This is a genomic window from Vibrio sp. Vb1127 (genome assembly GCF_033338735.1).
Classification (GTDB): domain Bacteria; phylum Pseudomonadota; class Gammaproteobacteria; order Enterobacterales; family Vibrionaceae; genus Vibrio; species Vibrio alginolyticus.
Map to the genome: position 1 here is coordinate 1 of NZ_JAWOTF010000007.1, position 13,794 is coordinate 13,794.

General features: G+C 44.7%; 15 protein-coding genes. 10 read left to right on the plus strand and 5 right to left on the minus strand.

The genetic code is table 11. The annotated features are described in order from the left end of the window. Positions 1 to 620 precede the first annotated feature (620 nt). Together R7H07_RS11425 and R7H07_RS11430 are read left to right on the plus strand one after the other, a co-directional pair. Complete coding sequence (locus R7H07_RS11425) at positions 621 to 1,679, plus strand: porin (RefSeq protein ID WP_042521502.1); 1,059 nt, start codon at positions 621 to 623, stop codon at positions 1,677 to 1,679. 221 nt (positions 1,680 to 1,900) lie between these two features. After that, a complete protein-coding gene (locus tag R7H07_RS11430; protein ID WP_082240193.1) occupies positions 1,901 to 2,515 on the plus strand; it encodes a fumarylacetoacetate hydrolase family protein in 615 nt (204 codons plus the stop codon). On the opposite strand, the gene R7H07_RS11435 is transcribed toward R7H07_RS11430, so the two are convergent. The 3 genes from R7H07_RS11435 to R7H07_RS11445 all read right to left on the minus strand — a co-directional run bounded on the left by R7H07_RS11435 (position 2,512) and on the right by R7H07_RS11445 (position 4,440). Continuing rightward, positions 2,512 to 2,823, minus strand: coding sequence for an AzlD domain-containing protein (locus R7H07_RS11435; RefSeq protein ID WP_005385193.1), 312 nt, complete (start codon positions 2,821 to 2,823; stop codon positions 2,512 to 2,514). The two genes, R7H07_RS11430 and R7H07_RS11435, sit on opposite strands and share 4 nt — an antisense overlap. Further along, the gene (locus R7H07_RS11440; RefSeq protein WP_005375526.1) at positions 2,823 to 3,533 is read right to left on the minus strand and encodes an AzlC family ABC transporter permease; all 711 of its coding nucleotides are present in this window, start codon (positions 3,531 to 3,533) and stop codon (positions 2,823 to 2,825) included. The genes R7H07_RS11435 and R7H07_RS11440 overlap by 1 nt, the downstream gene beginning before the upstream one ends. Positions 3,534 to 3,612: 79 nt before the next feature. Next, positions 3,613 to 4,440, minus strand: a complete 828-nt coding sequence (locus R7H07_RS11445; protein WP_005385198.1) for an AraC family transcriptional regulator — start codon at positions 4,438 to 4,440, stop codon at positions 3,613 to 3,615. 229 nt (positions 4,441 to 4,669) lie between these two features. Here R7H07_RS11445 and R7H07_RS11450 point away from each other — a divergent pair, with 229 nt between their 5' ends. Both R7H07_RS11450 and R7H07_RS11455 read left to right on the plus strand, forming a co-directional pair. Then, complete coding sequence (locus R7H07_RS11450; protein WP_005375522.1) at positions 4,670 to 5,302, plus strand: LysE family translocator; 633 nt, start codon at positions 4,670 to 4,672, stop codon at positions 5,300 to 5,302. Between the two features lie 79 nt (positions 5,303 to 5,381). Beyond that, positions 5,382 to 5,804, plus strand: a complete 423-nt coding sequence (locus R7H07_RS11455; RefSeq protein ID WP_064369154.1) for a GNAT family N-acetyltransferase — start codon at positions 5,382 to 5,384, stop codon at positions 5,802 to 5,804. A gap of 98 nt (positions 5,805 to 5,902) precedes the next feature. On the opposite strand, the gene R7H07_RS11460 is transcribed toward R7H07_RS11455, so the two are convergent. Further along, the gene (locus R7H07_RS11460; RefSeq protein ID WP_053307843.1) at positions 5,903 to 7,597 is read right to left on the minus strand and encodes a phospho-sugar mutase; all 1,695 of its coding nucleotides are present in this window, start codon (positions 7,595 to 7,597) and stop codon (positions 5,903 to 5,905) included. Positions 7,598 to 7,927: 330 nt separating this feature from the next. Between R7H07_RS11460 and coxB the strand changes: the two genes are divergently transcribed. From coxB to R7H07_RS11480, 4 genes are read left to right on the plus strand one after another with little or no spacing between them, the layout of a single operon-like run. Next, positions 7,928 to 9,091 carry a cytochrome c oxidase subunit II gene (coxB, locus tag R7H07_RS11465; protein ID WP_206958945.1) on the plus strand — a complete coding sequence of 388 codons (1,164 nt, stop codon included), beginning with the start codon at positions 7,928 to 7,930 and terminating at the stop codon, positions 9,089 to 9,091. After that, positions 9,088 to 10,719, plus strand: coding sequence for a cytochrome c oxidase subunit I (gene ctaD, locus R7H07_RS11470; RefSeq protein ID WP_017821601.1), 1,632 nt, complete (start codon positions 9,088 to 9,090; stop codon positions 10,717 to 10,719). The genes coxB and ctaD overlap by 4 nt, the downstream gene beginning before the upstream one ends. A gap of 20 nt (positions 10,720 to 10,739) precedes the next feature. After that, on the plus strand, positions 10,740 to 11,279 hold the full coding sequence (locus R7H07_RS11475) for a cytochrome c oxidase assembly protein (protein ID WP_005385211.1): 540 nt from the start codon (positions 10,740 to 10,742) through the stop codon (positions 11,277 to 11,279). Positions 11,280 to 11,330: 51 nt separating this feature from the next. Then, positions 11,331 to 12,215, plus strand: coding sequence for a cytochrome c oxidase subunit 3 (locus R7H07_RS11480; protein ID WP_005385214.1), 885 nt, complete (start codon positions 11,331 to 11,333; stop codon positions 12,213 to 12,215). Between the two features lie 24 nt (positions 12,216 to 12,239). On the opposite strand, the gene R7H07_RS11485 is transcribed toward R7H07_RS11480, so the two are convergent. Then, complete coding sequence (locus R7H07_RS11485; RefSeq protein ID WP_206958943.1) at positions 12,240 to 12,476, minus strand: DUF2909 domain-containing protein; 237 nt, start codon at positions 12,474 to 12,476, stop codon at positions 12,240 to 12,242. Here R7H07_RS11485 and R7H07_RS11490 point away from each other — a divergent pair. Then, entirely contained in the window at positions 12,475 to 13,266 is a 792-nt protein-coding gene (locus tag R7H07_RS11490; RefSeq protein WP_182039332.1) for an SURF1 family protein, read from the plus strand. The genes R7H07_RS11485 and R7H07_RS11490 overlap by 2 nt on opposite strands. Beyond that, positions 13,256 to 13,792, plus strand: a complete 537-nt coding sequence (locus R7H07_RS11495; protein ID WP_206958940.1) for a cytochrome oxidase biogenesis cluster protein — start codon at positions 13,256 to 13,258, stop codon at positions 13,790 to 13,792. The genes R7H07_RS11490 and R7H07_RS11495 overlap by 11 nt, the downstream gene beginning before the upstream one ends. Positions 13,793 to 13,794: the final 2 nt, after the last annotated feature.

A 13,794-nucleotide genomic window follows, 5' to 3' on the forward strand; every position in this document is an offset into this window, starting at 1 on the left:
GCCTTTTTCATTTTCTTATTACCCTAGTTGTAATCGATGGGCTTTCTTGCCCGATGTGTTGATGACGCTAAGGTAAAGGCTGAAAATGAAAGATAGATTTCTGTTAAGTTATGATTTGATTGCACTTTTATTGCTGGAAAGAATAAGTTCCCCTTCTCATACCACTTATAAAAAGAAAGGTTTATCTTTTTTGAGGTTTTTTCCTCTCCGTTAAAGACTGTGTTTTTTTCAAAAAGTTCCTGAATTGCTTCTTGACCCTAAATGTAAGTAAACATTTCAATTTGGCAGGGAAGTTTGGCCTAAAAATAGCGAATCATCAGCTATTTGTGAGCTAACTCTCTCTAAAGCATTTCTTATTGTAAGGTTTTTATTTCTCGATTTCTTGAAGACTAAGTAAACGATTGCTTTTTAGGTTTTGTCTGAGATCTTTTCACTCGGTTGTCAGGAACTAATCAAATAAAGTGTCGGCAGTTGTTACACAAAGGTAAAACTAATCTGGTGGAAACGATGCCTCGGATAGCCTTTGTATTCCTCTCTTTGTTCATCATTTCGTTTTTACGAAAGTGAACCAAAGCCGGGTCTAAAACTGACTAACCAACTAATAAGTAATGGATTTAGAAATGAATAAAAAATTATTAGCAGCGGCAATCGCGGCAGCAACCTTCGGTACTCAAGCAGTTGCAGTGGAACTATATAATAACGATGGCACAACATTTTCGATGGGCGGCCACGTTTCTGTTAATTTAAATGGATCAGAGCAAGGTGACACGGATGTGGGTACTAACTCTCCTCGTATCAATATCTCTGCGACACAGGATTTGGGTAATGGCTTCACCGCAGACGCACGTGGTGAATGGGCGCTAAACTACTTAGACGGTGGTGAAGAGTCGTTTAAAACTCGTCTAGGTTACTTAGGTATAACGCATGAGGTTTATGGTCGTGCAGTAGGTGGTACGCAATGGTCACCTTACTACGATGTCGCAGGTATTGCAGATATGCCAATCGCGTTTGCCAACGACTTCATCTATGACGATCATGGAAACCTTGGCACTGGCCGTGCGGATAAAATGCTTTCTTACCGTAATGCCATCGAGCTGGGTGAAGCGGGTGTGATCAACTTTGGTCTTGGTTGGCAGGGTGCAAACGATGATTACACGCGCAACGATGCTGGAGTTATAACTGGCGGTGCTAAATACGATGACCGTGTGCAAGCTGCGCTTTCCTACTCAATCATGGGCGCTAAAATCGGTTACTCTTACAATGGCGGCGATTTCCAGCACCCTGCATATGCAGGTAAGCACACGGCGGAATCACACGTTGTATCAGCATCTTACGGTGCGTACGGCCAAGGCCTATTCCTTGCTGCGGTTTATGGTTCAAACGAAAACATGAACTTCAGTGCAAAAGGCGACCGTTTAGAAGAAAGTGATGCGTACGAAGCGATCATCGCATACGCTCTAGCAAACAGCCTAAACTTGAGTGTTAACTATGAGATGGTGGAAGGTAAAGAGTTTAAGAGCTCTAAAACAGAAACTGCTCGTGAAGAAATGGCACTACAAGCAGAATACAACTTCACGCCTAAATTTGTTGGTTACGCGGGTTACCAATTTGACCTAAATGACGACAATGGTCGTGAAACTGATGACAAATGGGCGTTAGGTGCTCGTTACTACCTATAATAGGGTTTAGCGAGAACTATTATTCAAGCTCATTGATCTAAAGCCAGCCTCGTGCTGGCTTTTTTGTCTATTTGTTTTACAAATACTTTGCTGTGTCAATTAGATGATACAAAACTCAAAACGGGGTGAATGTCTTATTTTTTACACTAGAGGTTGCTATTTAGTGTCGTTAAGTCAATAGGTTAGATTATGATGGGATTTTTGTTTTGCAGGGAAGAATGATGAGTGTTATTCAAGTTGAAGAAAAGAAAGTAGAAGTGGGTAAAGTGCTTTGTGTTGGACGAAATTACGTTGAACATATTCATGAGCTTAATAATGCAATGCCTGAGCAAATGGTGGTATTTAATAAACCCGCAACTTCCGTATCAACAACTCTGCGTTCATTCCATCAAGAGCCCCTTCATTATGAGGCTGAAATCTGCTTTTTGATCAAGGATGGACGTTATTCAGCGGTTGGTTTGGGATTGGATCTGACCAAGCGTGGTTTGCAATCCTCGCTTAAAAATCAGGGGTTGCCGTGGGAGCGTGCTAAGGCATTTGATGGATCTGCTGTGTTTAGTCGGTTTGTCTCTTTGGAAAACATTGATATCAATGATCTTAACCTTGAGCTCTTAATTAACTGTGTTCGTGTACAAAAAGGTCACGTTAACCAAATGCTCTATCCGCCGCTAAGTATCCTGGATGAATTAACCAGTTACACAACACTTCAAGATGGCGATGTAGTGATGACTGGTACACCAAAGGGCGTTGGTGAGGTACATGAAGGTGACATCTTCCTTGGTCGATTAAAGTGTGGCGATGTCACCTTGTTGGAGATTGAGTGGTTGGCGGATTAAAGCCAAATTCGCAGAACGAGAAATACCACCATACTGATAACCGTCGTTAAAAGAACATTTTTAGTAAAATACGCGATTAAAGCAGCCAGTACGGCAGCCAGTAAAAATGGGTTTTGCACATTGACGCTGAGCTCCCCATCGGGAATGAAAACGATAGGTGCCCAGATCGCAGTCAGTACTGCGGGGCTAGCGTAATTGAGTACTTTTTGAGTGCGCGTCCCTAATCGCAATGGTAGCTTGGGTTCTAAAAACAAGTAGCGGCTGGTGAAAACAAGTACCGTCATCAGCAAAATAGCCAACATGATCATTAGCGTTTCTCCTTTACTTGTTCCACAAAGTAACCAGTAAGCATGGCTAAAATGCTCGAAATCATCAAACTTCCCTCAATTTGATAATAGGTTAGGGCAACTGAGCTCACCAAAGCTACAATAACACTCGCGAGCACCGCTGCATTTTTAATGGTGGGTACTACTATCGCGATAAAAGTAGCGGCTACAGCAAATTCCAAACCCATTTCGTTCAGTTCAGGGATTAGACTTCCCGCAATAATGCCCGTCAATGTCGCGACATTCCAAAACAGGTAAAAACTCAGACCAGCCCCAAGTGCATACCAGCGATTAAACTGTTTATCGGAGTGGTGGCCTACAATCGCAAACAGCTCGTCAGTAAGTAAGAAGCCGAGTGATAATCGCCATTTTAGAGGGAGCGGTGCAATTTTACTGCGCATCGATACACTGTAGAGGAAATGTCGAGAGGTGATAAAAAACGTTGTCAGTAACATGGTCACTAGACCTGCTCCGGTTTTAATCATTCCCATCGCGACGAGCTGTGCAGAACCTGCGAACAAAATGGCGGATAGTGCTTGTCCTTCCAAAGGGTGAAGCCCAGTATCTATTGCGAATGAGCCTGCGAGTAAGCCCCAAGGGAGCACTGCGATACTCAGAGGCATCATCGCAAGTGTACCTTGCCAAAATAGCGTGGCTTTTGATTCTTTTTGTAACGGCAAAGTGTGGTCCATAGTTTCTTCTTATTTATTCCTAAATCAGATTACCAAGATAGCTCGGTAGTCGCATAACGCCTTGTACAATATTGCTGCTTTAGCTGTGACGGACGTATTGGCCGGGAGTGACGCCCATGGCTTTTTTAAAGTGTCGATGCAGATGGCTTTGATCATGGAAACCGCATTCTTGTGCCACGTCTGAAATTTTTTGTCCCATTTTTAATAGCTTCTTCGCCATACGTAAACGTTGCTGAATTTGATAGGCATGAGGCGGAAAGCCAAATTGCTTTTGAAACTCTCTCAGCAGATGAAAAGGGCTTAATCCAGACAGTTTCGCGAGTTCTTCTAGTGAGACGTCCGTTTGTGGAAAGTCTTCCAAAAATTCTCTGACGAGCTGCACTTGTCGCTGAGCTCTGGTTGACTCTTTCAGTGGTGCCCGATGAGTGCTGTGTTTACTGGCTAGCTTGATCAACGTGCCGTAAACCAAAGTTTCTCTCAATAAACGGTTGTCTGATTTTTCTAGTGTTTCAAATACCAGTCGTAACTGACTAGCCAGCTCAGGATCGTAAACCACAGGTTGAGGGAAATAGGGCAGAGCTACATTTGGTGAGCCAAGCTCTTGTCCTAAAGTTTGAAACTGCTGAGGTACGGGGTACATTGCTTTGTATTCCCAGCCGCCTTCCGAGGCTGAATGCCCGTTGTGTACTTCATCTGCATTAACAAGGATGATGCTGTCCTGTGGCGCGATATGATTCCCGCCCGTCCTAAAAAATTGTTGTGCCCCTTTTTCGATGACACCAATAGTGTAACCTTCGTGGCTATGGCGTGAAAAATTCTGCTTCTCATACTTTGCATCGAGAAGCTCTAAACCTCCGAGCTCTTGAGCTATCTTGAAGGTAGCGATTTCCTTATTCTTTTCTTTCATCTTTATCCGGTCTGCTCAAGAAAATCATTTTAGAAGTGTAACGGATCCATCGTGCTTATTTTTGTACAAAATTGCTATTCGATTTTGATAAACAGGCGAATTGATTGCTATTTTTCGGCTGGGCAAACTATGATTTTTATTTTTTGATTTATCTTGGCTATTTTGGGCTGGATGATGTCATTTTGTTGGTATAACATTCGCCGCCTTGTTGTAGAAAAGCGGTTCCATCATGATTGATTTATCTGTACTTCCTGTTTATCTCACCGCAGTTGTCGCCTTATTGCTCTTACCAGGGCCTGATATGTTGCTGATAGCGAGCTCAAGTATGAGTTACGGTAAGAAGGTCGGTCTTTTTGCTAGCTTAGGCAATGCGACGTCTGGTGTTATTCTTACTTTGCTTGCTGCGATGGGCGTATCTACCCTGATTGCCATGAGCCCAATAGCCCTTAAAGTCCTTCATCTATTAGGTGGCGCTTACTTGTTAAAAATGGGTTGGGACTGCTTACGAGCTGAGGCATCTTCGGCTCCGGAGCTTGATGGTCAAAACAAAATGGCATCAACTTATTATCAACGTGCTTTGATGAGTAATTTGCTTAACCCTAAAGCCTTGGTCTTTTTTGTAATGTTTTTGCCGCAGTTTGTCTCAAGCAATATCACGGCATCTTCTGGTGAGCAGATGCTAGCGCTAGGGTTATTGTTGAACGTTCTTGGCTTGTCATTCAATTTATTACTTGTTGGGTTAGCAGGCACATTGGGCAAAGGGCTGCTCGAGAACGAAAAATTCCGCACGTATCAACATAAACTAATGGGGTTAGTGTTTGTTATTCTGGCGTTGTGGATGCTGAGTAGTTTCGCCTTGTAAAGTTATCATATTCCATCAGAAAGCCAGCAATTGCTGGCTTTTTGTTTTAGGATATTGGTGTTTCCTAAGGAGAGGATATATGAAGCTTGAATTTTGTTTAAATCCAGATCAAACAGACCTTGATTTTGTTCGTGAAGGTATTCGATCTCATAACCGACTGCATTTACCTGAAGGGGAAGTGCATGCTGTAGGCTGTTTCGCAAAAGATGAGAATGGCAAGATCATGGGTGGCTTGACTGGCGAAATGTTTAAAAATACGGTGTTTGTTGAGTTTTTGTGGGTAGACGCTGAAAGTCGAACCTCTGGTCTCGGTAGTCAATTAATGTCGATGCTAGAACAAAAAGTAAAGCCTCATGGGGTTACCCATGTTTATTTGGATACCTACAGCTTTCAAGCTCTTGAGTTCTATCTCAAATTGGGTTTTGAGAAAGTGGGGCAGTACTCAGGCTATCCTGCAGAGGGCATCCACAAGTACTTTCTACAAAAGGAAATTGTAGGCTAGGGAAAGCACGGGTTAGCTTGACTTGTTCTAGTGAAAATCAAAAAAGAGGCGCGAATTTGCGCCTCTTGTTGTATCAAATATCTATGTTTCTCTTTGACTTACAAACTTTGCTGGTGCGCGTCGATAAGTTCGTTCATCTTCGCTTCTGCTGCTTGCTGTGCTTGTTCATAGCTCATATCCGCAGGGAAGAGGTTGATGACTTCGTAGTAACATTTTAGTTTTGGCTCAGTACCAGAAGGACGAACAATCACGCGTGATTGATCTTCTAGGTGATAAATCAATACGTCACTTGCTGGTAAGTCAATGGATTCTTCAGAGCCGTCGTCAAACATGCGAACCGATGTTTTAAGATCTTCGGTTACTGCAACTTTTTTACCAGCAATCTCTGTTGGTGGATTTGCTCGGAGTTTGTCGCCGATTGGTGGAGAGTTCGGGTCGAGAGCGATGCTGCGTTGCGCGTTGAAGTAGAAACCGTGCTCGCGGTACAGCTCTTCCAGTTTATCCCACAGTGTTTTGCCTTGCGCTTTAAGCTTGCCTGTTAGCTGTGAAAACGCGACGATTGCAGATAAACCATCTTTATCCCACACCTTGTTACCCACGGTATAACCGAGCGCTTCCTCATAAGCAAACAAGAATGGGTTGACTTCTGTCTCTTGTTCCATGGCAACATTAGTAAGCCATTTAAAGCCAGTTAATGTTTGATAGTATTGTGCGCCATGCGCCTTAGCGATGCTGCTCAGCATTCTTGAGGATACGATGGTGTTGCCAACCAAAGCGTTAGGTTGCTGTTCCAGCAAGTAATCGCCAAATAGTGAGCCCACCTGATCACCTGTTAGCATTTGATACTCGCCATCTGGGCGTTTAACTGCCACGGCAAAACGGTCTGCATCTGGATCGTTCGCGCAAGCGATATCGGCATCTACGGACTTACCTAATGCCATCACCATATCCATTGCACCGGCTTCTTCAGGGTTTGGGAAGTTGACGGTTGGGAAGCTTCCATCAGGTTCGCGCTGTTCCTTAACACTTGCCACTTTTTGGAAGCCTGCGTCGGCAAGTAGCGTTTCCGCCATATTCGCGCCAACGCCATGCATTGCGGTGTAAGCAATAGATATATCGGTATTGTTGTCAGGAGTAAGCAGCGCGTTTTCGTTCATTGTCTTACGGTAAGTTTGGTAGTAGTCGTCTTCCAACCAAACTAACAAACCGTGCTGTTTTGCATCATCGAGAGACATTAAAGGTAATGGCTTCGTTGTTGCGTCATCAATTTTCGCTGCGATTCCAGAGTCGTGCGGAGGAATAATCTGTGCGCCATTCTCCCAATATACTTTAAAGCCATTGTATTCTGGTGGATTGTGACTGGCAGTAACAACAACAGCGGCCGCCGCATTCAATGTACGGACACCAAACGCGACAATTGGGGTTGCTGCAACGTCATACGTTAGGTAAACCTTGATACCAAGGGCCGTCAGTACGGATGCGGTATCATGCGCGAATTGCTTTGAATCGGGACGACCGTCGTAGCCAATAACGACACCACGACTCGCGGCATCTTTGACTTGCTCAAGCAAATAGTTCCCTAAACCAGTGGCGGTCTCTTGAATCACCAAGCGGTTCATTCGGTTTGGACCTGCGCCCACTTTGCCACGTAAGCCTGCAGTACCAAAGGCAAGGCGTGAGCCAAAGCGATCAGTAAGTTCTTGTTCATTGTTCGTATCGACGAGGTGTTGTAGCTCTTCACGAGTCTTAGGGTCAGGGTCTCGTTCTAGCCATTGCGTAATTAGTGCTGTCATATCAGTCATTCCTTAGTAGGGGGAGCCTACTTTCTTGGACACTTCGTTTGGTAAGTATCTCAATGTTTTCTTTTAAATCAATGTAAATGGTTCTCAATTACATTTCAAAGAGGGCAATCGATAAACCGAATTAATTTTTCTTATCCGAACAAAATTTAATCATATTTAATTTCTTGAAGAACCTTGGAACTATAACTAGCCTTTTAACATAAATATAACAAACCGTGTCGAAATCGTAGTTTTTGTGATTTTTCGTAAAGTTGTTCGATATTTGCATCGGGACGCAAGGAAGCTCGCGTAGGCGTAGCGGCTGAGCAGAGGAGAGATCTTTTGAAAAGATTAACGACTACTCTAGCCTTATCACTGAATGTGATTTTAATCACATTTTCCTCTTTTGGTTGGTCAAAGGAAAATGACTACAACATGACAAAAGGGGTCACAGAGATAAGTGGGCAAGTGTATGAATTACATATGCTGATTTTCTATATCTGCTGTGTAATTGCTTTGATTGTTTTTGGTGTGATGTTCTATTCCATCTTCCGCCATCGCAAGTCAAAAGGAGCAGTTGCCGCACATTTCCATGAAAGTACAAAAGTGGAAATTATTTGGACGGTCATACCCATCATCATTCTTGTCGCTATGGCGATTCCCGCAACAAAAACTCTAGTAGCAATGGAAGATACAAGCCAATCGGATATCACGGTCAAGATCACAGGTTCGCAATGGAAATGGCATTACAGCTATTTTGGCGAAGATGTTGAGTTTTTTAGTTTGCTTGCCACCAGCCAAAAACAAATTGATGGAATCGAAGCTAAAGGCGCACATTACTTACTGGAAGTAGACAACCCTTTGGTGTTGCCTGTGAATCGCAAAGTGCGTTTTTTGATGACTTCTGATGATGTCATTCACTCTTGGTGGGTACCGGACTTTGCCGTCAAGAAAGACACCATTCCAGGTTTTATTAATGAAGCATGGACAAGAATTGATGAGCCAGGCGTATATCGCGGCCAATGTGCGGAGCTATGTGGTCGTGCACACGGATTTATGCCAGTGGTGGTGCATGCGATGGAAGAAGAAAAGTTCGATGAATGGCTAGCGAGTAAGAAGCAAGAACTCGCACTTCAAAAAGCGGCGGCACAAGAAGCGCTCTCTCAAGACTTATCTATGGACGAATTGATGTCGCAAGGCGAATCGATATACACGGCGCGTTGCGCTGTGTGTCATCAGGCAAATGGTGAGGGGATTCCGGGTGCATTTCCCCCGATTAAAGGCAGTCCTATTGCAACCGGAGATGTTACAGAGCACATAGATATTATTGTCAACGGTCGCCCTGGTACCGCAATGCAGGCTTTTTCTAATCAGTTAAGTGACAAAGAAATTGGCGCGGTTATCACATATCAACGAAATGCATGGGGCAACGATACTGGCGATACAGTGCAAGCATCCGATGTGAATGCCTTTAAGGCACAAGGCAGTGCTAAGGAGGAAATATGAGTAAGCCAATAGATAAGGCAGTGAAGTCTGCGCCAGCAGAAGCCAGTGCGAACAGTACCATTGCGATTGATGATGGTCACGAGCATCATGCACCCCAGGGCATCACTCGTTGGTTGTATTCTACAAGCCATAAAGACATAGGCACCCTCTACCTTTGGTTTAGCTTTGCGATGTTTCTAACAGGTGGTGCGATGGCTATGATCATTCGTGCCGAACTGTTCCAGCCAGGGCTACAGCTAGTCGATCCGCAGTTTTTTAATCAAATGACCACGGTACACGGTTTAGTAATGGTATTTGGTGCGGTGATGCCAGCATTTACGGGTCTTGCTAACTGGATGATCCCGATGATGATCGGCGCTCCAGATATGGCGCTACCGCGCATGAACAACTTGAGCTTTTGGATCTTACCTTTTGCATTTCTCATCTTGTTGAGCTCGTTGTTTTTACCTGGCGGCGGTCCTGATTTTGGTTGGACGTTTTATGCTCCGCTGTCCACGACTTATGGCCCGGATAGCACTGCGCTGTTTGTATTCTCTGTTCATATCATGGGTATCAGCTCCATTATGGGCGCGATCAACGTTATCGTGACGATCGTAAATATGCGAGCTCCGGGAATGACTTGGTTCAAGTTACCAATGTTTGTTTGGACTTGGCTAATCACCGCTTTCTTGTTGATCGCGGTTATGCCGGTACTAGCGGGTGCGGTGACCATGGTTCTTACTGACAAATATTTCGGGACTAGCTTCTTTGACGCAGCTGGTGGTGGTGACCCGGTAATGTTCCAACACATCTTTTGGTTCTTTGGTCACCCAGAAGTGTACATCATGATTTTACCGTCGTTTGGAATCATCTCCGCCATTCTGCCTGCTTTCAGTGGTAAGAAGCTGTTTGGTTATCATTCGATGGTTTACGCGACGTGCAGCATTGCATTGTTATCTTTCCTTGTGTGGGCGCACCACATGTTTACCACGGGGATGCCAGTTTTTGCTGAGCTCTTCTTCATGTATTGCACTATGCTGATTGCGGTACCAACGGGGGTTAAAGTCTTTAACTGGGTTGCCACCATGTGGCGTGGAGCTCTGACATTTGAAACGCCAATGTTGTTTGCCATTGCCTTTATTGTGCTGTTTACCATTGGTGGCTTCTCGGGACTGATGTTGGCGATTGTGCCGGCGGACTTCCAATATCATGACACTTACTTCGTAGTTGCCCATTTCCATTATGTGTTGGTATCTGGTGCGGTATTCTCGATCATGGCAGCGGCATACTACTGGCTACCTAAGTGGACGGGTAATATGTACGACCACAAGCTGAGTTTATGGCATTTCTGGTGCTCAATTATTTCCGTCAATGTCCTGTTTTTCCCAATGCACTTCCTAGGCTTAGCGGGCATGCCAAGACGCATACCGGATTACGCCATTCAGTTTGCTGATGTTAATCAAATAGTATCAATTGGTGGGTTTGCATTTGGGTTGTCACAACTGATCTTCTTATGGTTGGTGATCAAGTGTATTCGTGGCGGGGAAAAGGCTTCTGCAAAACCGTGGGAACGTGCGGAGGGCTTAGAGTGGACAGTGCCAAGCCCTGCGCCACATCATACGTTTACTACACCGCCTGAGATTGACTAGCAAAGAGTGGGGTGAGTGACATGAAACCGAATCCATCAAACAAGAAGCTCACAGTGAAGTTGCTTTTGGCGACCCTGTTAATGTTTGGCTTCGGCTATGCACTGGTCCCACTTTATGACGTGATGTGCGACGCACTGGGAATCAATGGAAAGACAAGTGAAGTAGCCGCCATTCAACCGACAGGTATGCAACCGGACATGAGCAGAACTGTTCGCGTGGAGTTTATGGCGCATGTCAGCCCAGATATGCCTTGGGAGTTTAGACCCAAAGTGATTTCGATGGATGTTCACCCAGGTGAAGTCGTACAAACCGAATACCTTGCATTTAATGAAAGCGGGCAGAAGTTGGTGGGGCAAGCCGTTCCTTCTGTTTCTCCCGGGACTGGAGCTGCTTACTTCAATAAGATTGAGTGTTTTTGCTTTAACCAGCAGCCTCTGGATGGTAAACAGCAAGCTCAAATGCCGTTGATTTTTTATATCGAACCGGACTTGCCGGAGTCTATACACACGTTAACGCTGTCTTACACACTCTATAAACTTCCCCCTCCTACAGGCTCTTAGCCACTCAGGGAGAGAGATACAGACCAAGGTTGGTCAGTAAGGAGAGAAATTATGAGTAACAAGCCAGGAACATATTATGTTCCCGCTCAAAGTAGCTGGCCGATCATCGGTGCATTTGCTCTGTTTTTGGTTGCTGTTGGCGCAGGCATGACCGTCCAGGGGACACAAAGTGACGGTGCAGTGGGAACCATTGGTGGCATTGTGCTAGCGGTGGGCTTCTTGTTCTTGCTTTACATGTTGGCTGGTTGGTTTAGTAATGTGATTACTGAATCACTGAGTGGAAAATACAGCTCGCAAATTACTCGTTCTTTTCGCCAAGGAATGAGCTGGTTTATCTTTTCTGAAGTGATGTTTTTTGGTGCCTTTTTTGGTGCCTTGTTCTACGCCAGAATGATTTCTGTGCCTTGGTTAGGTGGGGCAGATAATAACTTCATGACTAACGAAGTCCTGTGGCCAACCTTCGAAGCGATGTGGCCACTCACACTGACGCCGGGAGGAGAAACAACACAAGCTATGCCGTGGCAGGGCATACCCCTTACCAACACTATCTTGCTGCTATTGTCGTCTATTACGCTACATATGGCGCATATAAGCCTTGAACAAGACAAAAGAACGGCACTGATTGTTTGGTTAGAGATAACCATCGTACTTGCTGGCTTCTTCCTATATTACCAAGCGGTTGAGTATGTTCATGCTTATCAAGACATAGGGCTCACGTTGCAGTCCGGTATTTACGGTAACACGTTCTTCATGTTGACGGGATTCCACGGTTTACACGTTTGTCTTGGGACTATCTTCTTAATCGTGCTGCTGTTCAGAATCGCTAAAGATCACTTTTCGCCAAAGAACCATTTTGCCTTTCAAGCGGGCAGCTGGTATTGGCATTTCGTGGATGTGGTTTGGTTATGTCTGTTTGTGTTTGTTTACGTACTTTAGGCGCAGTGTGAACTCTTGGTTCGACTAATAAGGGCGAGGGTTTGGTGCTAGCCAACCCGAGCTGAGCGCAATAAGCAAAAGGACGACCACCAAAGCGGAGAACATGACTCGACGGCCTAAGTAATGACTCATGGGTTTGTCTCTTTTTTCAGGATTATCTGGGTCTTCACGAACCATTTCGATAAGCGCTTTTACGAGGTTGAAGATAATGAAAAGCAGCAAAAGGACAAGCGTCAGTTTGAATAGAAATACGGTGGACATGGCACCTCCGGTTTCATCATTGTTGTTATCAAGACAATTATGGCTATCGAAACGGTTTTGGGTTGCAGTTGGTTTAACTGTGGTTGTGTTTTCTCTTTTGGTCAAACTGGGTTTTTGGCAGTTTGAGAGAGGGCAAGAAAAACAAGCATTGGAACAAGCCATTCTCGCGCGTGCGGATAGTGCGTACCAAGCACTAAGCGTCGTTCTTGAAGACAACGACTGGCGAGAGGAAAGTATCCTCGGGAAAAAAGTGGAAGTTAATGTTGTTCCTCAGGCGTTTCCCGTAATTTTGTTAGACAACCAAACGCATCAAGGCAGTGTGGGATATTTAGCATTTCAGATTGTATTGACGATCGATGAGCCTAGTGCCTATGCGTTATTGGAGCTTGGTTTTGTCGAGGGAAGAGCAGAACGCTCAGTGTTACCAACGGTCACCAAACTCGATAATTCGACTTTCATCACAGGACGCCTGTACCGAAAATCTACTAATCCACTGAGTTCAGAGTTAATGCCGGAAGTTGGCGATGTTATTCGCGTGCAAAACCTAAACATCGCGCAATTGAATCAGCTACTGAATATTGAACTTATGCCCGCAGTCTTGCAGCCAGACAATTTAACTCGTTGGCCCTATGACTTTCCTTGGAATCCATTGCCACTCAATAGTGCCAAACATTTTGGCTATTCGATTCAATGGTTTTCGATGGCAGGTGTTTTCTTAATACTGACTTTAATTGTTTTTGTTCGTTGGCAAAAAAAGTTGCGTCACATGGAGGTGAAGCATGACATCTAAAGTAACCAAAGGACGACTAATGTTGATTGCGCTGGTTTGTACGTTCGCGCTTCCCGCTGTCATTGCAAAAGTCATTCTCACACAAGGGTGGTATCAAAGCGGAGTGACCAATAGAGGCGAGTTAGTCGAACCATACACGACGTTAGAGCAGCTTGGTCAAGAGTCACCTCTCAAAGACCATGGTTGGCAACTCGCTTATGTATTGCCTAACGAATGCACTGAACAGTGTAAACAGCAGCTTTACCTGCTTCAGCAAAGCCATGTTGCTTTAGGTAAGTATCAAGAGAGAGTAGTGCCAGTCGTTTGGCAGACTGAGCATTCAGAACCCATGGAAGTATCGATTTTAGCGATGCAAATGAATGAATTGGTTACCGCTAAAGTGAAACCTGGGCAAATATTGATCGTTGATCCTCTTGGGCAACTGGTGATGTCTTACTCGCCGAAACCAAATGAGGACTTAGTCCTATTGAATAAAGGTATGTTGGCGGACTTACGCAAGCTCTTAAAACTGTCACGAGTCGGTTAGAG

Bases quoted from the DNA above. Each gene is read 5' to 3' on its own strand.
- R7H07_RS11425 (WP_042521502.1), top strand. From the start codon at position 621: ATGAATAAAAAATTATTAGCAGCGGCAATCGCGGCAGCAACCTTCGGT.
- R7H07_RS11430 (WP_082240193.1), top strand. From the start codon at position 1,901: ATGAGTGTTATTCAAGTTGAAGAAAAGAAAGTAGAAGTGGGTAAAGTG.
- R7H07_RS11435 (WP_005385193.1), bottom strand. From the start codon at position 2,823: ATGATCATGTTGGCTATTTTGCTGATGACGGTACTTGTTTTCACCAGC.
- R7H07_RS11440 (WP_005375526.1), bottom strand. From the start codon at position 3,533: ATGGACCACACTTTGCCGTTACAAAAAGAATCAAAAGCCACGCTATTT.
- R7H07_RS11445 (WP_005385198.1), bottom strand. From the start codon at position 4,440: ATGAAAGAAAAGAATAAGGAAATCGCTACCTTCAAGATAGCTCAAGAG.
- R7H07_RS11450 (WP_005375522.1), top strand. From the start codon at position 4,670: ATGATTGATTTATCTGTACTTCCTGTTTATCTCACCGCAGTTGTCGCC.
- R7H07_RS11455 (WP_064369154.1), top strand. From the start codon at position 5,382: ATGAAGCTTGAATTTTGTTTAAATCCAGATCAAACAGACCTTGATTTT.
- R7H07_RS11460 (WP_053307843.1), bottom strand. From the start codon at position 7,597: ATGACAGCACTAATTACGCAATGGCTAGAACGAGACCCTGACCCTAAG.
- ctaD (WP_017821601.1), top strand. From the start codon at position 9,088: ATGAGTAAGCCAATAGATAAGGCAGTGAAGTCTGCGCCAGCAGAAGCC.
- R7H07_RS11475 (WP_005385211.1), top strand. From the start codon at position 10,740: ATGAAACCGAATCCATCAAACAAGAAGCTCACAGTGAAGTTGCTTTTG.
- R7H07_RS11480 (WP_005385214.1), top strand. From the start codon at position 11,331: ATGAGTAACAAGCCAGGAACATATTATGTTCCCGCTCAAAGTAGCTGG.
- R7H07_RS11490 (WP_182039332.1), top strand. From the start codon at position 12,475: ATGGCACCTCCGGTTTCATCATTGTTGTTATCAAGACAATTATGGCTA.
- R7H07_RS11485 (WP_206958943.1), bottom strand. From the start codon at position 12,476: ATGTCCACCGTATTTCTATTCAAACTGACGCTTGTCCTTTTGCTGCTT.
- R7H07_RS11495 (WP_206958940.1), top strand. From the start codon at position 13,256: ATGACATCTAAAGTAACCAAAGGACGACTAATGTTGATTGCGCTGGTT.